Here is an 18,486-nt window from a genome sequence, read left to right as displayed (position 1 = left end):
GTCGGGGCGCAGGGATTCCGCCAGCTCAACGCCCTCCCTGCCGTTGGTAGCAACACCCACCACCCGGATCTGCCCGGACGCCGTCAGTATTTCCGTCAGCCGTTTGCGGAAGAACCCCGAATCGTCAACGACCAGGACAGACACTGTCATCCGTTTCTCCTACCGAAAATCCCTTGCCCCAACCGAACGCTCAGCTGTAGTGCTGAAGTAAGCTGGGAACATCAATAATGAGCGCGATACGGCCGTCGCCGGTAATGGTGGCGCCGGCCATGCCGGGGGTGCCCTGAAGCCCGCGCCCCAGAGGTTTGATAACCACCTCCTCCTGGCCCACTAGCTGATCCACCACAAATCCAACCTGGCGGGTGCCCATCGCAACGATCACAACGTGACCGTTCCCGGGTTCAGCCTTTGCTGCAGGGTCTCTGATAAGCCAGCGCTTGATGTGGAACAGCGGAAACACCTTGTCGCGCACTACGATGCACTCGCGACCGTCGACAATGTTGGTGCGGGTCAGGTCGAGATGGAAAATTTCAACCACGTTGACCAGCGGCAGCGCAAACGCCTGGTCGGCGAGCTTGATCATCAGCGTGGGCATAATGGCCAGGGTCAAGGGCACTTTGATGATAACGCGTGAGCCCTTGCCCAACGTTGACACAATGCTGAGCTGGCCGTTGAGCTGGCCGATTTTGGTCTTGACCACGTCCATGCCCACGCCCCGGCCAGACACGTCAGAAATCTGGTCCTTGGTGGAAAAGCCCGCGGCGAAGATCAGGTTGAAACACTCGGTTTCGGTGAGGCGATCGGCGGCATCCTGGTCATAAATTCCTTTCTCCACCGCTTTGCGTCGCAGCACTTCCGGATCCATCCCGGCGCCATCGTCATCGATGGACAGCAGAATATGATCGCCTTCCTGCTCTGCCGACAGAATAACGGTGCCTTGTCGCGGCTTACCGGCTTTCTCACGCACGTCTGGTGCTTCGATACCGTGATCCACCGAATTTCGCACCAGATGGACGAGTGGATCTGACAGGGCCTCAACCAGGTTTTTATCGAGGTCTGTGTCCTCTCCGTGCATCACCAGGCTTACTTCTTTCTTCAGGCTCCGGGCCAGATCGCGCACAACACGCGGGAAGCGGCCGAATACTTTCTTGATCGGCTGCATCCGGGTTTGCATAACCGCAGCCTGAAGATCTGTGGTCACAATATCCAGGTTGGATACCGCCTTGTGCATGTGCTCGTCCGCACTCTCGGAACCCAACCGCTGCAATCGGTTTCGCACCAGTACCAGCTCACCCACCATATTCATGATGTCGTCGAGCCGTTTGGTATCAACGCGAACGGTGGTTTCAGCCGCCGGGGCAGATTCCCTGGCCGGGGGCGTTGGGGCCGCTGTTTTAACAGGAGCTTTTTCAGAAGGGGCCTTTTCAGGAGATGCTTTTTCGACAGGCGCTTTTTCCTGAGCGGGTTTGCCGGAAGAATCGGTTACCTGACTGCCGGTTGTCGAGCTACCGGTTGTCGGGCTGCCGCCCTTTCCGTGTAGTTCATCCAGCAGTTTCTCAAATTCGTCGTCGCTGATCAGCCCAGCGTCGCTACCCGTCGCCGGTTCGGGTGCGTCTTTGTTTGCGTCTTTGGCCAAGGGCTCTTCAGTTTGCGCATCGTCACTCGAAGCCTCTTGCGCCGCAAACTTGCCTTTGCCGTGAAGTTCATCCAGCAACGCTTCAAATTCGTCATCGGTAATGTCATTGCCGGCACTACCCTTGTCGTCAGCCGGCGGCTCGTGAGTCGGGCTTTGGGGAACTTCGGCCGCGGGTGTTTCCGCGTGGAGGGCGTCAAGCAGGCGCTCGAATTCATCGTCGGTAATGTCGCCATCGTCCGCGCCGGATGGTGAAGTCTCTTCCACGGCGGCGCTTTCGCTCTGACTCCGGCTCTGACTCTGGGGCAGAGCCAAAGCGTCCAGCGCTGCAATCAGTTCGTTCGGTGCCGGCGTCAGTTCTTCGCGATTACGCACCTGCTCGAACATGGCGTTAACGTGATCAAGAACTTCCAGGACAACGTCCATGAGCTCCGAATCCACCTGCCGCTTATGGTTGCGCAGAATGTCGAAGACGTTCTCTGCGGAGTGGCAGCAACTGACAAGCGCATCAAGCTGCAGGAATCCTGCACCGCCCTTGATGGTATGAAACCCACGGAATATGGCGTTGAGCAGGTTGCTGTCGTCCGGATGTTTCTCCAGATCGACAAGCTGCTCAGACAACTTTTCGAGAATCTCTCCGGCTTCCACAAGGAAGTCCTGCAGGATCTCATCATCGGCATCAAACGCCATGGGCTAACCTCTTATAATCAGAAACCGAGACTGGACAACAAATCATCTACGCCGTCTTGTCCCGAAACCACATCTTCACGCTCTTGCGCTTTGATCTGAGGTCCTACGCCCTGCTCGGCAGACACTTCCTCGCTTTCGATCTGATGCACCGTGCCGGTGAGCTGATCAACGTGACTGGCCATTACCACCAAACTGAGCATCTGTTCTTCAACGTCTTTGACCAGCGTTGTAACGCGCTGAATCACCTGACCGGTCAGATCCTGAAAATCCTGCGCTAACAGAATCTCCGACAGGCCACCGTAAATGGTCTCGGCGTCTTGGGTCAGGCTCACAAAAAAGTTGTCAATACGCCCGTACAGCTCTCGAAACTCGGCAGGCTCCATTTCCCGACGGCGCAAGCGCTGCCAATCATCCCGCAGAGCAGACGCCTCATCACGCATGGCGCGGGCAACCGGCATATTTTCTTCAACCAGATCCATGGTGCGATTGGCAGCCTGGCCGGTCATCTGAACTACGTACGCAAGCCGGTCTGAGGCGTCTGTCATCATCGACAGAACTTCTTTCTGTTCCGCGCTGCGCGGATCTATCTGAAAGTTCCGGATTGATTCATGGAGCGTTCTGGTAAGCCGCCCCACTTCCCGATACAGGCTCTGATCCCGAACTTCACCCAGCTCATTGATCAGGGTCATCGCACGGACGTAATCTCCGTTTTCAACGCTTTTACTGAGCTCTGCCGATTGTTGCCGGAGTTTTTCGGTAACTTCCGGCTCGAGACCCCGGTGGACCTTTTCCTTATCACTCATACGATCCATCCAATCTCGGGTTACTGGATTCGTTCAAAGATCTTCTCAATTTTTTCCTTGAGAACAGCGGCCGTGAAAGGCTTCACCACGTAGCCGTTCACACCGGCTTGGGCGGCCGCCACAATCTGGTCGCGTTTGGCTTCGGCGGTCACCATCAACACCGGAAGGGTTTTCAGGCTGTCATCGGCCCGAACGGCCTTGAGCAGATCAAACCCGGACATTCCCGGCATGTTCCAGTCTGTTACCAGAAAAGCGTACTTGCCGCTTTTCAGCATAGGCAGCGCCGTGTTGCCGTCATCTGCCTCGTCGGTATTGGTGAAGCCCAGATCGCGGAGCAGGTTTTTGATAATCCGTCTCATTGTCGAGAAATCGTCCACAATGAGAATTTTCATGTTCTTGTCCAAAGGGACCTCCAGTTAGTCAGACCCGGGATTCATTTGACCTTTGCGCTCAATGGGTAGCAGGCCGCAGATTTAAGCACTTATTGTCTGATCTTTGTCGCGGTTGTAAAGCATCGGTTACCAAACACTACACTCCAGTACCATCCAGACACCTGAACCCGGCCTAACGGCCGTCTTCGTGGCGCCACTCCGAGAGCCTGCCACGCAACCGCAGCGCTGCCTGGCTGTGAATCTGGCTGACCCGACTTTCGCTGACGCCCAGCACTGCGCCAATTTCCTTCAGGTTCAGCTCCTCCTGGTAATACAAACTGAGAACCAGTTTTTCGCGCTCGGGGAGTTGTTCAATAGCCGCGGCCAGCGTGCTCCGAAAGGAGGCAGAAGCCAGACCGTCCAGCGGATTATCACTGGCCCCTGTTTCTTCTATCGGCAGGTCGCCCGATTCATTGAGCTCATCAAGGCTAAAAAGTCGCCCGCTGTTGGCATCGGTCAAAATAGCGTGGTATTCCGACAGCGCCATGCCGAGTTCCTCGGCAACGTCCGCGTCTTGGGCTTCATTTCCTGTGCGGTTTTCAACGGCCTTGATAGCCTGAGCAACCCGGCGGGCATTCCGGTGAACCGAGCGCGGCACCCAGTCACCTTTGCGGATTTCATCCACCATGGCGCCCCGGATACGTATACCGGCATAGGTTTCAAAGGTTGCGCCCTTGGCTGAGCTATAGCGCTGTGCGGCTTCCAGCAAACCGATCATTCCGGCCTGCATAAGGTCGTCAAGCTGCACCGAAGCCGGCAGTCGAGCCAAGAGGTGAAGAGCGATTTTCTTGACCAGTGGCGCGTGCGCCTCGATCAGTTCTGAGGAACTTTTTACGCCAGACTGGTGATAGATTCCCAGGTTTTTCGCCAATGTCATGTATCCGGTTTTGTTTGACGGGATCCGTTTCAGACTTCGACGAGCCGCTCCACAAAGAATTCCAGGTGGCCTCGGGGCGAAGACGGCAACGGCCAGCTTTCCACTCTGTCAGCCAATGCCTTGATCGCGAGCGAAGCTTTTGCCCGGGGGTAGGCGTCCAACACGGCTTTCTGGCGCTGAACCGCTTTTTTTACGGCTTCGTCGTAAGGCACCATTCCGACGTATTGCAGTGCCACGTCCAGAAAGCGCTCGGTTACCCGAGTCAGCTTTTCAAACAGATGACGACCTTCCTGCTCGTTGCCCACCTGATTGGCGAGAATACGGAAACGGTTAGTACCATAGTCTCGATTCATCAATTTAATCAACGCGTAGGCGTCTGTTATGGAGGTCGGTTCATCGCAAACGACCAACAGCAACTCCTGCGCGGCTCGAAGAAAGCTCACAACCGATTCGGAAATGCCTGCGGCGGTATCCACAATGAGCACGTCAATCTGATCACCCAGTTCGCTGAAGGCACTGATCAGACCTGCGTGTTCCATGGTGCTGAGCTGCGTCATACGTTGAGTGCCGGAAGAGGCGGGAATAATTTTGATACCACCCGGGCCGTTAACCAGCACGTCTTTGAGATCGCACTCGCCATCCAGCACATCTTGCAAGGTTCGGTTTACGGTAATGCCAAGCAGCACATCAATGTTGCCCAGACCCAAATCCGCATCAAGCAAAACCACACGCCGGCCCTTCTGGGCCAAAGCGATGCCAAGATTCACCGACACGTTACTCTTGCCGACACCTCCTTTGCCGCCGGAAACTGCGATCACCTGTACCGGATGTGCTTTGCTCATACTGTTTATTATCTCTCGCAACGTTTAGCCGGGTATGATTCATAGCTGAACACAACTCAAAACTTCAAGGCCTCAGGCCGTTTCTTGCGGGCGCTCTGCGCCGGATAACCGTTCTGCAGCGGCCTGTTGTTGAAGCGTTTTCAGACGCTCAACCGCCAGGCGCACAAGCGGAACCGATTCGCCGTGGTGCAAATCACCCGGAATCTTTTGCCCGTCTGTGTAATAGGCCACCGGCAAGCCGGTTTCCATCGCAAAGCCCAGAGATTCGCCCAAGGTCAGCGCTTCGTCAATCTTTGTCATCACGCAACCCGTAAGATTTGCCATCTTATAGCAATGCCATACGGATTTCATAATACGCGGTTGGCTGGTTGCAGACACCACCAAGTGCGTACGCACCTTATGGTGACTGCGGGCCAGCTCGGTCAATTGCTCTTGGTAGCCTTTGTCGGAGCTGGTCAGCCCAGCGGTATCAATCAGCACCAGATGACGATCCGAAAGTTCTTCAAGAATGTCATCCAATGTGTGGCTTTCGTCCACCACGCGAACCGGCACGTTGAGAATGCGGCCGAATACGAAAAGTTGCTCATGCGCCGCCACCCGATAGCGGTCTGTGGTGACTAACGCCAAAGAATCGGAGCCGTGTTTCAACACATAACGGGCTGCCAGTTTGCCAATCGTAGTGGTCTTGCCAGAGCCCGTAGGGCCGACCAAGGCATAGACACCACCTTCGTCCAGCCATTCCTGACGGGACGTGCGCACACCGACCACCAGCATTTTCAGTGCCTGCTTCCAACCCTCTTCCAGCTTCCCGACTTTGTGGCGACGGGAGAGGGAACCGGCCAGATCCGGGCTCAGGCCGAGCTCCTGCAACCGTTCCGCAAGCCGCTGCTGAACCGCATTGACGCCGGGCTTTTTCGGTTCACTTGGCTGGCCACCCATAAGATCCCGCAGCGCGCTGATCTCTGCGCGCATGCCGGCAAGCTCGTCGGAATAGTCTGTGTTGCTGCTGCGACCCGAGGATGCAGGTTCGTCAAAATTGTCGCACCCGGCTTGTTCCAGCTCTGCCATTGAGGCTTCGGGATAACCCTGATTGCGCACTGATCGCTTTTCCCGAACGTCGCGAATGCGTGAACGGGAGCGACTCAGTTCATCTTCCAGTCGACGGTGTTGTTCTGCCTGCATTTCCGCAAGCCGAGCGCCGTTGGTGGCCTCACTGGCTTTTTCACCCAGACTCTGGCGCGCCATATTTTCGTCGTAATCCAATGCGCAGACAATTTCAACGCCACCGTCTACGCGCCGATTGGAAAGGATGACCGCATCCGGCCCCATCTGTTCACTGATCTGCTTCAGGGCTTCGGCCATGCTCTTGGAAAAAAAACGTTTTACTTTCATGTTATTGCATCCTCTACCGGCAACGCTGTTCCGGCGCCGTCCGTTCTTTCATCCGCGCGCTTACTGACCCACGGACGCCACGATCGTAATCTGCTTGTTATCCGGTATTTCCTGGTACGAGAGCACATGCAGTCTCTCAACACCGAAGCTGGCAAACTTTGCAAGCACCGGCCTCAGCGGGCCGGATACCAGCAGAATGGCGGGCTTACCCAGCATTTCCTGGCGCTGCACGCTGTCTTGCAATGAGCGCTGCAGCTTTTCCACCATGTTTGGCTCCAGAACCATCCCAATATCTTCCTGTCCGCCGGATTGTTGACTCTGCTGAACAGACTTCAGCAATAACTGTTCCAAGTCCGGATCCAGCGTAATCACCGGTATTTCCTGATCGTTACCGCAGATGGTCTGAACAATCATCCTGCGCAGCGCCTGTCTCGCTACCGTGGTCAGCAACTTGGGATCCTGGCTCTTCGGATGCACGTTCACCATGGACTCTGCAATGGAGCGCATATCGCGGATGGGCACTTCTTCTCTAAGCAGATTCTGCAGCACTTTCAACAGCAGGCTGATGGATACCGTTGTCGGCACCAGCTCTTCCGCCAGCTTGGGCGAGATTTTCTCCAGTTGGTCCAACCACTTCTGTACTTCTTCATGCCCCAGCAGTTCATGGGCATGCTTTTGCAGCACCTGATTCAGGTGCGTCGCCACAACGGTACTGGCATCGACCACGGTGTAACCCAGCGTCTGGGCCTGGTCTTTTTTCTCCGGCTCGATCCAACTGGCATCCAGGCCAAACGCAGGATCCTTGCCCGCTATACCTTCTATTTTTCCGAATACCTGGCCGGGATCGATTGCCAGCTCACGGTCGGGGTGTATTTCAGCCTCAGCGATGGTTACACCCATCAACGTAATGCGATACACATTGGGCATGAGATCCAGGTTGTCGCGAATGTGCACAGAGGGCATCAGAAAACCCATGTCCTGGGACAGCTTTTTGCGAACACCTTTGATACGGCTCAGCAACTGGCCACCCTGGGATTTATCAACCAGGGGAATCAGGCGGTAGCCCACTTCCAGCCCAACGATATCCACGGTTGTCACATCATCCCAACCCAGCTCGCGGGTTTCTCCCGGCGCCGGTAGCTGGCGGCCTGGATCGCCACCAGAGTCGCCGGCAAGTGGTACATCGCGCGCGCCGGAGCCAGGCTGGACACCGGCTGCGACCCGATTGGGGAACGAGCTGCCCTCTTCCACGGTTTGTCTGTTTCTATTCCAGATAAACCAGGCGCTCGCAGCGGCAAGGCCTCCCAGCCCCAGAAACGCCACATGGGGCATGTTCGGAATAAGGCCGAGCAATATGAGAATACCGGCAGCGATCGCCAACGCTTTGGGGGCACTGAACAACTGCTGAAGGATCTGCCCGCCCATATCCTGGCTGGAGGTTACACGGGTCACCATGATGGCAGCAGAGGTAGAAAGCAGCAGTGACGGAATCTGGGCAACCAGCCCATCACCAATGGTGAGCAGCGCGTAGCGCTCCATCGCAAGCCCGAAATTAAGGCTATGCTGGAGCATGCCAATGGCCACACCGCCAATAATATTGATCGCCAGAATCAACAGGCCTGCAACCGCGTCGCCCTTGACGAATTTGGACGCACCGTCCATGGAGCCGTAAAAATCCGCTTCCTGGGCAATCTCGGCGCGCCGAAACTTGGCTTCCTCCTGATTAACAAGGCCGGCGTTCAGATCGGCATCAATCGCCATTTGTTTGCCGGGCATCGCGTCCAGAGTGAACCGCGCGCTGACCTCCGAAACCCGGCCAGCACCCTTGGTAACAACCAGGAAGTTAATAATCATCAGAATGGCGAACACCACGAGACCGACCGCGTAATTACCGCCAATCAGTACCGCTCCGAACGATTCAATAACCTTACCCGCTGCATCGCCGCCTTCATGGCCTTCCAGCAACACAACCCGGGTAGAAGCCACATTCAGGGCAAGACGCAGCAGCGTTGCAACCAGCAATACCGTGGGAAAGGACGCAAATTCCATAGGCCGAAGTGCGTAAACACACACCAGCAGAATGACGATCGAGAGCGTAATGTTGAACGTGAAAAACACGTCCAGCAAAAAGGCCGGCATGGGCAGAATCATCATACCCAACAACCCCATCAACATAATGGGAACGCCGAGGTTGCCTCGCGTCAGGGATTTGACATTATGAAGGACTAAAGCTCTGTCCATGCCCGAAGCATCTCCGATTCACTGTTTCTGAAGGCGTTTAAAAGGTCGAAATTCTGACGCCCACGCATCTTTCACAGGGATACCGCAAGATCCATACCATCGCGTTTGATTTTTCGGCCACGAGGTGACTTTACCAGCCTGACTCGCCTTAAAAGATGCGGTATCCTTGCGCCACCTAAACGTTATATCGAACCCGCAACTTCATAACTCCGGATCTACAAACAGGTGAGCCCATGCCGATTCACGAGGTAAAACACCCCCTGATCAGACACAAACTCGGCCTGATGCGCCGTGCCGACATCAGTACCAAAAACTTCCGTGAACTGGCACAGGAAGTCGGCGCTCTGCTCACCTACGAGGCGACCAAAGACTTCAACCTGCAAGAAAAGACCATTGAGGGGTGGGCCGGACCGGTAACCGTGGAGCAGATACACGGCAAGAAAATCACCATTGTTCCCATCCTAAGGGCCGGACTGGGCATGCTCGATGGGGTTCTGAGCCTTATTCCTGTGGCTCGGGTGAGCGTGGTGGGCCAGATACGCGACGAGGAAACACTCGAAGCCAATACGTACCTGGAAAAACTGGTGGGTGAGCTGGATCAGCGCACGGCGTTGATTGTCGACCCGATGGTGGCCACCGGCGGCTCAATGATTTCCACCATCGACGTGCTCAAAAAAGCCGGAAGCACCGAAATTCGCGCCCTGGTGCTGGTAGCCGCGCCGGAAGGTATCAAGAACGTTCTGGACAAGCACCCGGATGTGTCCATTTACACCGCGTCTGTGGACAAATGCCTGAATGAGAAGGGCTATATCCTGCCCGGGCTTGGCGACGCTGGCGACAAAATATTCGGCACCAAGCAGAAGGACGTCTGATCATGGAAGACCATACCAACGATCCTGTCTGGAAACAGGCGATTGCCGGCTCCCAGATGCTGCTCGTCGCCTTCGGCGCTCTGGTGCTGATGCCACTGCTTACCGGCCTCGATCCCAATGTTGCGCTCTTTACGGCCGGTTTAGGCACGCTCATTTTTCATATTGTGACCGGCGGTCAAATTCCGATCTTCCTGGCCTCTTCCTTCGCGTTTATTGCACCGGTTATAGCGTCCAAGGGCAGATTCGGCCTTGAAGAAACCTTGGGCGGCCTGATGGCAGCGGGCATTCTTTATGTCGTGCTCAGCGGCGCCATAAAGCTGCGTGGTGCCGGCTTTATAACCCGCCTTCTGCCCCCAGTGGTTATCGGGCCGGTCATTATGGTGATCGGGTTGGGGCTGGCACCGCTTGCGGTGCATATGGCCTCAGGTCGCACCGGCGATGGTGCAGTGCAGTTGGTGCCAGAGGACACGGCCCTTTGGATTGCGATGATTTCGTTGACGGTGACCATTGTTGCGTCTGTCTGGTCCAAAGGCATTTTCCGCCTGATCCCCATTATGTTTGGTGTGATTGTCGGTTATATCCTGTCTGCGTTCGCCGGCATTATAGATATCACACCTGTCCAGCAGGCGCCCTGGCTTGCGGTTCCCAACTTTGTTGCTCCGCAGTTCAGTTGGGGCGCCATTCTGTTCATGATCCCCGTTGCCATTGCACCGGCCATTGAACACATCGGCGATATTCTGGCGATTGGCAATGTCACTCGCAAAAACTATCTTGAGAAGCCTGGCTTGCATCGCACTCTGCTGGGCGACGGCCTGGCTACCAGCGCTGCGGCCCTGCTGGGCGGGCCACCCAACACGACCTACTCCGAGGTGACGGGCGCAGTGATGCTGACCCGCAATTTCAACCCGAAGATTATGTGGTGGGCGGCTGGCACTGCGATTGTGTTGGCCTTCGTGGGTAAATTCGGCGCGGTTCTACAGACTATCCCGGCGCCGGTGATGGGGGGCATTCTGTGCCTGCTGTTCGGGTCTATTGCGGTGGTGGGAATGAGCACGTTGATTCGCCATCAGGTGGATCTTTCCCAGGCGCGGAATCTGGTTATTGTGGGTGTCACTCTGGTGTTCGGTATCGGCGGTATGGTTCTGGGCCACCTTGAGGGTATCGCCCTGTGTGCGGTGGCCGCCGTAATCCTGAACCTGATACTTCCCGGCAGCCGCGAGGCCTGGGGCAAGGCCATTTACGAGCATAATGAAGACTGACATCTGTGTTCGCCCGCAGGCAGCCTGTGATCGGGGTGCCTGCGAGCCGTGCGAAGCCCCTTTCCAAAAACCGCTACGAGCACGTCCGTGTGCGCTTGTTTCCGGCCGTCCCTGGCCTCCAACATTTTTGGAAAGGGGCTTCGCACGTCTGCGATTCGACTGTCGAGATATCGCGAGATTTAGACATCACGCCGCAAATCCGAAGGTATCGGCAAATCAGGCATGCCGGGCCTGGGCCGACGCCCTTTGCGGAACTGCCGGAGCTGGAACACGTAGGCCAGCACCTGGGCGATGGCCATGTACAGGCCATCGGGGATTTCGTCGCCTATGTCGCTGTTGTGGTACACAGCTCGCGTAAGAGGCGGCGTGCGTAGAAGCTCCACCTTGTGCTCCCGGGCAATTTCCATAATCTTAAACGCAATTTCATCGGCACCTTTGGCGACGACCATTGGCGCACCCATGGAATCGGGGTTGTACTTCAACGCCACCGCATAGTGGCTCGGGTTGGTGATCACAACATCAGCGGTGGGCACGTCCTGCATCATACGGCGCTGGGACATTTCACGTTGCAGTTGGCGAATCTTGCCTTTGACCTCGGGCTTGCCTTCGGAGTCCTTGTATTCGTCTTTGACTTCCTGCTTGGTCATCCGCAGTTTTTTGTGATGGTCAAAAATCTGGAACGGCACATCGATTGCGGCAATGATAATGGTGGCGCAGGCGAGCAGAAAAAAGCTCCAGCCCAATGTCCAGAGCACGTGTTCCATCGCCGGAACCGCGGATTCTTCAGCGATGGCAAGCAGATCCTCGGTGCGAACGTTCAGTATGAGAATTGCGAGCGCCATCACCAACCCCACTTTGGCGATGGCTTTGACCAGTTCAATCAGGGATCGCGCGGAGAACATCCGCCCCAGGCCTTTGATGGGGTCCATGCGATTGAGTTTAGGGGCTATGGCTTTGCCGCTGAACAGCAACCCTCCAATGCCAATGGAGCCGGCAACCGCGGCTATGAGCAGGAGCAGGAAGATAGGCGCCAGTGCCCAAGCGGCTTCTTTGGCCGAGGCCAGAAGCTGAAGGCTCATGTGCCGGGTATCGAATATGGCAGAGCGCTCAAGCGTAAACGCATCGCGCATAATGGCTTCCATTGCGGCACCCAGCTGCGCTCCGAAGATCAGCAAACCACCGGCGCCGGCGATGAGCACGGCCATGGTCGCCAACTCTTTTGATCGAGCTGTCTGGCCATCTTCCCGTGCTTTCTCGAGCCTTCGGGGCGTGGCCTCTTCGGTTTTTTCCTGACTGTTGTCGTTCTCTTCTGCCATGCTCTGACTCGTGAAAGATCACCGGGGCCGGTTCAGGGCTGCCCCTGAAGGTTTCGCATAAATTCAAAGGTTTGTCGGGTGTACTCTTCGAAGTGCGGCAGAAAATTGGCATGCAGCACCCAGATAGCAAACAATCCAAAAATCAAGCCAATCGGGAAGCCCAGGGCGAAGATGTTCATCTGCGGTGCTGCCCGGGTCATTACGCCGAAGGATATGCTGACAATGAGCACGGCGGTCACCGCCGGAAGTGCCAGCAACATGGCGGAGGTAAACATCCAACTGATGCGATGGGCCAGTTCCCACACCCCCACCTGACCCAGACCTTCCATGCCGATGGGCAGGGTTCGGAAGCTTTCGATAAACACTTCAAACGCCACCAGATGACCGTTCATGGCGAGGAACAGCAAGGTCACTGTAATGGTGTAAATCTGAGCCAACACGGGCACATTAACGCCGTTAGCCGGATCGACCATGGAGGCGAAGCCCAGGCCCATTTGCATGGCAATCATCTGCCCGGCAATAACAAACAGTTGCCAAAGGGCGGTGAGCGCAAATCCCATGCCGACGCCAATCAGAATCTGTTGCAAGCTGATAACCACGGCATCGGCACTCAGGGCTTCAACCTGCGGCACGTCGGGGATCATGGGCACAATCAGAATGGTCATCAACAATGCAAGCCCGAGACGCACTCTGGCAGGCACCAGTTGAGTGCCGAATATGGGGATAACCATCAGAAAGCTGGCCAGCCGAAACAGCGGCCAGAGGTGCTGCCCGACCCACTGGCCGAGCACGTCTGCGTTGAGTTCCATGGGGGTCATGGCTCAGCCGATCAGAAATGGAATGCTGGAGATCAGCCGGTGTGCATGATCCAGAAGTTTGGTCAGCATCCACGGCCCCATAACAATGATAACAATGAGAGTGACCAACAGGCGCGGCAAGAAGCTGAGCGTTTGTTCGTTGATCTGGGTTGCTGCCTGGAAGGTACTGACCACAAGGCCAATAACCAGCCCCGGCCCGATGATCACGGAGGCGAAAAGCACAATCATCCACAGAGCTTCCCGCAGGATGTCGATAACGGTTTCTGGCGTCATGCTTCTCTCCTGTTTTTTACAACCGGCCTACAGTCCATAACTGGCGGCCAGAGTACCCATGATAAGAGCCCAGCCATCCACCAGAACAAACAGCATTATCTTGAAGGGCAACGAGATAATAATCGGTGACAGCATCATCATGCCCATGGCCATGAGCACGCTGGCTACAACCATGTCGAGAATCAGAAACGGAATAAACAGGATAAACCCTATCTGAAACGCCGTTTTGAGTTCACTGGTGACGAACGCCGGCATCAGTATCCAGAACGAAACATCCTGAGGGGTGTCGTACTGAACATCCGCAATGCGCATGAAGAGCGCAAGATCGTCTTCCCGGGTCTGTTCCAGCATGAACTTTTTGAACGGCACACTGGCAAGCTCAACCGCTTCCAGTGACGTGACTTCTTCCTGCAGGTACGGCTGCAACCCGACACGATTGGCCTCTTCCAGTACCGGTTTCATGATGAAAATACTGAGAAATAGAGCCAGGCCAAGCAGTATCTGGTTTGACGGCGTGGCCTGCAGGCCCAGAGCCTGGCGCAGGATGGCAAACACTACGATGATGCGGGTAAAACACGTCATCATCATCAGCATGGCGGGCAGGAACGTCAGCGCGGTCATCAGCGCGAGAATCTGCAGGGTGACTGAGTATTCCTGAATGCCCTCGCCTTCGCCTGGCGTCACGGTAAACGCCGGAATACCGGGCAAGTCCGCATAGGAAAATTGTGTCCAGAACAGGCCGCCGAATAAAACAAACAGCGGAATAAATCGTTTAAGCGTTGCCACCATCATGGGCCTGTTCATTCCTTGTTCGGGGCTGTCCAGGATTTACCGATCATGCTTTGCAGGCGTCGGGCAAAGTCTCCGGAGTTCGGATTGCTCGCATCCACAACCGGCTCTTCAAAAACCTGGAGCGTACGGATAGCGGAGGGGGTAACACCCAGAAGGATCTGCTGCCCGCCCACTTCAATCAGAGCGATGCGTTCGCGGGCGCCAATTGCCATGACGGACACAACCTTGATTGCGTTGTTGTTCATACCCGTCATGCCGTTCATCCGACGGATAATCCAGGCACAACCGTAAATAACAGCGATCACCGCCAGCAAACCGGCGCCCAGGCTAAGCAGCGTGCCGAGTGTATCCGCCGTGCTGCCAGGGCTACTCTTTATCGTTTTGGCCGTTTCTTCGGCCACAGCTGGCATGGTCGTGAGCAGCAATAACAAACCCGCCGTTCTGGTTCCCATTCTATTTCTGCAACCGTTTGATGCGTTCACCCGGACTGATCACATCCGTGAGGCGTATACCAAATTTTTCATTAACCATAACCACTTCGCCGTGGGCGATAAGCGTGCCGTTAACCAGCACATCCAAGGGTTCGCCTGCCAGCCGATCCAGCTCTATCACCGAGCCCTGATTCAATTGTAGAAGGTTACGAATAGGGATTTGGGTATTCCCGACTTCCATGGAGATACTGACGGGGATGTCCAGAATAACATCGAGATCCGGTGGCGGTCCGCCGCCCTGAGTGGCCAGAAAACCCGTGTCAAACTCTTCCATGGGCGCGGCTTTTACATTGCTGCTGGCGTCCTCGCCCGCATCGTCACTCTTGTTGTGCGCATCTCCGGCGTCTTCCATGGCTTGGGCCCACTCATCATCTCGGGACTCTTCCGCATCTTCCGCCGTGTCCTCACCAGTTTCCTCCATGGCCGCTTCCCATTCTGCTGCCAGCTTTTCGTCCTCGCTCAGCTCCTGACCGTCTTTTTTATCGTCAGCCATTGTGTCCTACCTTGAGTTGTTTTTTTAACTTGGGCCGTGTCGCCCGCTCGTGAATTCGAAGCGCCAGTTTTCCATCCCGAGTTCCCATGGTCGCCTTGTATACAGGAATACCGTTGGCCGTTACCGTGAGATATTCAGGCATTTCTACAGGAATGATGTCACCGGCTTTCAGTTTGGCAACGTCTCTCAGGGAAATCCTGCGCCGACAAACGGTGGTGTTGATCGGAACATCCACCTCTTTTATGTCCTCCTGCAACGCATTGACCCAACGCTCGTCGACGTCGTCAACGTCGCTTTGCACACCCGAGTCAAGCACGTCCCGGATCGGTTCAATCATTGAATAGGGCAAAGCAAAGTGGAGCTCACCGCCGCCGCCATCCAGCTCGATATGGAACGTGCTGATCACCACCACTTCGCTGGGGCTCACAATGTTGGCCATGGCCGGGTTTACCTCGGAACTGAGGTACTCGAAATTCACTTTGATGACGGCCTGCCATGCTTCCTGCATGTCATTAAAAATCTGGTTAAGCACCATCTGCACTATGCGGTTTTCCGTGGGCGTGAACTCCCGGCCCTCGATTTTTGCGTGCCGGCCTTCCCCCCCGAAAAAGTTATCAACCAGCTTGAAGACCAGCTTGGCGTCCAGAACAAACAGGGAGGTTCCGCGCAACGGGCGAACCTTGCACAGATTCAGGCTGGTAGGCACGTAAAGCGTGTGTATGTATTCGCCGAACTTCATGATCTGAACGCCGCCGGTGGAGACATCCGCGTTGCGGCGCAAAAGATTGAACAGGCTGATGCGGGTGTATCGGGCAAAGCGCTCGTTGATCATCTCGAGCGTGGGCATTCGGCCGCGAACGATGCGATCCTGGCTGGCAAGATCGTAATTTTTTACACCGGTTTCGTCAGCTTCTTCATACGTATCAATGTCACCGTCATCCACGCCGTGGAGAAGCGCATCAATTTCATCTTGTGACAGTAGATCCTGCATACTTTTTCCTGCTCTGTCCTGCCGCTTGAAGGACCCGCTTGGGGCCAGGCTCTATTGAACTCTTAACCTATCGAACTGCACCTATTGAACGACAAAATTCCGGAACAGCACACGGTTGACGCCGGGTTCGCCCTCCTGCTCCAACACCTGATTAACCGTTGCCAGCATGGTATCCACCAGGCCTTGCCTGCCTTGGGGAGTCTGCAGCGCTGCGAAATCGCTGCTGCCGAGCACCGTGACCAACTGGCTGCGTATCAGGGGCATATGCAATTTCGCGGCCGCCAGTGCCTCTGGGTCTGTTGCCCCAAGCGCGATAAAGGCCTGGGCATAGCGTTGGCGACCCTCACTCTTGACCGTCGTTACCAGGCCTTTTTCAATGTTCAAATAGATACTCGGCGTAAAGACCTCTTCTGCTACATCGTCTTGGCTTTGCGCCGCGTTGTCCATTCCGGGCAATCCGCCGCCAAGGAACCACACTGTGCCCGCAACCGAAAGGGCAATCGCCAGTATCACGACAACCGTAAGCATGATGATCAGCTTCAGCTTACCTTTTTTGGCCGGTGCCGCTTCAGGGCCGTTATTTTCTGCCATCGTATTTTCCGCCAGAAATCCGTCAATGGACGTACTTTTCCATGACATTTACAAATTGACTGCAAAGGGCGGGCCAGAAGAGCCAACCCCCGCGCTCGGAACCGCAGTTTAGCGTCGCAAGAAGGGATGGGCAAAGCAGATTGGCGAGGAATGCCCGAGGAATGCCAGATGAGATGCGTGGGCACTCAGGCAAATAGATCGACGGCGCCGTTCCAGCTCAGGTCCAGGCTACCAGCTTGAGCCGCCGCCTCACCGCCTTCGGCAGCCAGGGGCCCGGCACCAGCACCGGACGACGAACCTTCTCCGTCACCCGCTCCTTGTTCGCCGCGCTGATTCTGGGAGTTGTCTGACACATCGAACTGAGCCAGGGAAAGACCCTGCTCACCCAACATATCCCGCAGCCTGTGCGAATTCTGCTCCAATTGATCCCGCACCACGGGGTTCGCCGCGTGGACGGTAATCGTGGCCTGCTCGTTATAAACGCGAACCCGCACCTCCATTGGCCCCATGTCGGGGGGTGTGAGATGAATCTCAGCTACTGACAGGTTTTTGGCTGTTAGCCAGCTGAGCTTACCCATCAGTTTATCTCCCCACTCTGCGTGACTGACGGGAACATCAATCGACGTTGCGTAACTCCTCAGCGGCACTTGCGCTTCGGTTGCAAGCTTGCCGCCAGCGTAGGCGCCCTGCTGGGAAACCAGCTCCATGGCCGCGCCAAACCGAGTGCCCGCCAGCAGGTTGGAGGGGTCTGTAGCACCGGCTTTTTCTGCACCGAGCGAAAACAATCCATCACTCAGTGACAATCCACCAGTACCGCCAGCACTGCCAGCACTGCCAGCACTGCCAGCACTGCCCGATGCACCCTGTCCGGGTTTACCGCCAAACAGCCCGGCAAACAATTCGGTTCCTTGGGCAATGCCTCCACCCGTTGCCGCCGCGCCCGCTGCTGCTTTACCTGCCGCTCCCACCTGACCGGTTGCGGGCAACAACAGCGCCTGCAGATCTGCAAAGGTCAACGGAGTGGTGGTGGCTTCCATCTCCGGAGCCGCCTCAGCGCTTTTGTCGAGCGTGGCCTGGTCTGCCGTTGCAGTGCCGGCAGTTGCTGTGTCTGCCATTGCTTTTTCACCCGGTTTGCCCTCGTCGGTTGCGGACGTCTTGCCACCGTTTTCCGGTTCGGATGAGTTTACTGACCGCGCATCGCCGTCTTTTTCGGGGCGTTTCTCTTGCGCGGAACGGGCATCGCGAGCCTCGTCATTACGCTCGGAGCGCTGGCGATCAAGACGTTTTTGCTCCGCACGGGAAACCGATTCGTACCGGCTCTCACCGGCGCTGCTGTCTCGGGCGGAGCCTGTTTTCGGTGGGCCAATGTCGTTCGGCGCCCCGGGGGCGGGAGTCTGGGGGAGAACTGTCTGTGTCATGGCAACCTCTTGCCGCTTTTGGTCGGTAAACGCACTGTTCAACCCTCCTCAGGACTGTTTTCCAGGCGATTTCCCAAACAATTGCAAAAGCGATGCCAGCCGCGCGTTCTTAGCGCGTCACGCTGCTATTGGGCACCGCGCGCCAGCAGCGTATCAAGCCCGGCGGTCACTCGCGTGAACTCTGCTTTTATAGCGGCAACCGCAGGCTGCGCCTCGCTCAGCCGTTTTTCCTGGCCGGCTTTTTCTGCGTCCTGACACAACAT

General features: G+C 56.2%; 18 protein-coding genes and 1 pseudogene. 2 read left to right on the top strand and 17 right to left on the bottom strand.

Annotated elements, in window-relative coordinates; translation table 11 throughout:
* The 8 genes and pseudogenes from ENI00_RS12235 to flhA all read right to left on the bottom strand — a co-directional run.
* Positions 1–150, bottom strand: a pseudogene (locus ENI00_RS12235) (chemotaxis response regulator protein-glutamate methylesterase); the annotation flags it as partial.
* 40 nt (positions 151–190) lie between these two features.
* Positions 191–2,323, bottom strand: coding sequence for a chemotaxis protein CheA (locus ENI00_RS12230; protein ID WP_304102665.1), 2,133 nt, complete (start codon positions 2,321–2,323; stop codon positions 191–193).
* Positions 2,324–2,340: 17 nt separating this feature from the next.
* On the bottom strand, positions 2,341–3,126 hold the full coding sequence (locus ENI00_RS12225; protein WP_304102662.1) for a protein phosphatase CheZ: 786 nt from the start codon (positions 3,124–3,126) through the stop codon (positions 2,341–2,343).
* Between the two features lie 20 nt (positions 3,127–3,146).
* The gene (gene cheY / locus ENI00_RS12220) at positions 3,147–3,530 is read right to left on the bottom strand and encodes a chemotaxis response regulator CheY (protein WP_304102659.1); all 384 of its coding nucleotides are present in this window, start codon (positions 3,528–3,530) and stop codon (positions 3,147–3,149) included.
* Between the two features lie 160 nt (positions 3,531–3,690).
* The gene (locus ENI00_RS12215; RefSeq protein WP_304102656.1) at positions 3,691–4,434 is read right to left on the bottom strand and encodes an RNA polymerase sigma factor FliA; all 744 of its coding nucleotides are present in this window, start codon (positions 4,432–4,434) and stop codon (positions 3,691–3,693) included.
* A 29-nt stretch (positions 4,435–4,463) separates the two neighbouring features.
* Entirely contained in the window at positions 4,464–5,276 is an 813-nt protein-coding gene (locus ENI00_RS12210; protein ID WP_304102653.1) for a MinD/ParA family protein, read from the bottom strand.
* A gap of 72 nt (positions 5,277–5,348) precedes the next feature.
* Positions 5,349–6,668 (bottom strand): flagellar biosynthesis protein FlhF, encoded by a 1,320-nt coding sequence (gene flhF, locus ENI00_RS12205; protein WP_304102650.1) that lies wholly within the window; start codon positions 6,666–6,668, stop codon positions 5,349–5,351.
* A 60-nt stretch (positions 6,669–6,728) separates the two neighbouring features.
* Positions 6,729–8,909, bottom strand: coding sequence for a flagellar biosynthesis protein FlhA (flhA, locus tag ENI00_RS12200; protein ID WP_304102647.1), 2,181 nt, complete (start codon positions 8,907–8,909; stop codon positions 6,729–6,731).
* A gap of 233 nt (positions 8,910–9,142) precedes the next feature.
* Between flhA and upp the strand changes: the two genes are divergently transcribed.
* The gene (gene upp / locus ENI00_RS12195; protein WP_304102644.1) at positions 9,143–9,781 is read left to right on the top strand and encodes a uracil phosphoribosyltransferase; all 639 of its coding nucleotides are present in this window, start codon (positions 9,143–9,145) and stop codon (positions 9,779–9,781) included.
* 2 nt (positions 9,782–9,783) lie between these two features.
* Entirely contained in the window at positions 9,784–11,040 is a 1,257-nt protein-coding gene (locus ENI00_RS12190; protein ID WP_304102641.1) for a uracil-xanthine permease family protein, read from the top strand.
* Between the two features lie 179 nt (positions 11,041–11,219).
* Here the strand turns inward: ENI00_RS12190 and flhB are convergent, their stop codons facing one another.
* The 9 genes from flhB to ENI00_RS12145 form a co-directional block, all read right to left on the bottom strand.
* On the bottom strand, positions 11,220–12,356 hold the full coding sequence (gene flhB / locus ENI00_RS12185; RefSeq protein ID WP_304102639.1) for a flagellar biosynthesis protein FlhB: 1,137 nt from the start codon (positions 12,354–12,356) through the stop codon (positions 11,220–11,222).
* Positions 12,357–12,388: 32 nt separating this feature from the next.
* Entirely contained in the window at positions 12,389–13,174 is a 786-nt protein-coding gene (gene fliR, locus ENI00_RS12180; protein ID WP_304102637.1) for a flagellar biosynthetic protein FliR, read from the bottom strand.
* A gap of 3 nt (positions 13,175–13,177) precedes the next feature.
* A complete protein-coding gene (fliQ, locus tag ENI00_RS12175; protein ID WP_304102634.1) occupies positions 13,178–13,447 on the bottom strand; it encodes a flagellar biosynthesis protein FliQ in 270 nt (89 codons plus the stop codon).
* Between the two features lie 27 nt (positions 13,448–13,474).
* Positions 13,475–14,239 (bottom strand): flagellar type III secretion system pore protein FliP, encoded by a 765-nt coding sequence (gene fliP, locus ENI00_RS12170; protein WP_304102631.1) that lies wholly within the window; start codon positions 14,237–14,239, stop codon positions 13,475–13,477.
* A gap of 8 nt (positions 14,240–14,247) precedes the next feature.
* Positions 14,248–14,691 (bottom strand): flagellar biosynthetic protein FliO, encoded by a 444-nt coding sequence (fliO, locus tag ENI00_RS12165; protein ID WP_304102629.1) that lies wholly within the window; start codon positions 14,689–14,691, stop codon positions 14,248–14,250.
* Position 14,692: 1 nt separating this feature from the next.
* Positions 14,693–15,223: a flagellar motor switch protein FliN gene (gene fliN, locus ENI00_RS12160; RefSeq protein ID WP_304102626.1), complete on the bottom strand. Its 531-nt coding sequence runs from the start codon at positions 15,221–15,223 to the stop codon at positions 14,693–14,695.
* Positions 15,216–16,214, bottom strand: coding sequence for a flagellar motor switch protein FliM (fliM, locus tag ENI00_RS12155; RefSeq protein WP_304102623.1), 999 nt, complete (start codon positions 16,212–16,214; stop codon positions 15,216–15,218). Before fliM ends, fliN begins: the two co-directional genes overlap by 8 nt.
* Before the next feature lie 81 nt (positions 16,215–16,295).
* The gene (locus ENI00_RS12150; RefSeq protein ID WP_304102620.1) at positions 16,296–16,805 is read right to left on the bottom strand and encodes a flagellar basal body-associated FliL family protein; all 510 of its coding nucleotides are present in this window, start codon (positions 16,803–16,805) and stop codon (positions 16,296–16,298) included.
* 185 nt (positions 16,806–16,990) lie between these two features.
* On the bottom strand, positions 16,991–18,223 hold the full coding sequence (locus ENI00_RS12145) for a flagellar hook-length control protein FliK (RefSeq protein WP_304102618.1): 1,233 nt from the start codon (positions 18,221–18,223) through the stop codon (positions 16,991–16,993).
* Positions 18,224–18,486 lie beyond the last annotated feature (263 nt).

The organism is Marinobacter antarcticus (genome assembly GCF_011049865.1).
GTDB classification, from domain to species: Bacteria; Pseudomonadota; Gammaproteobacteria; order Pseudomonadales; family Oleiphilaceae; genus Marinobacter; species Marinobacter antarcticus_A.
The sequence above is the reverse complement of the archived record's forward strand: the minus strand, read 5'-3'. Positions and strand labels throughout refer to the sequence as shown.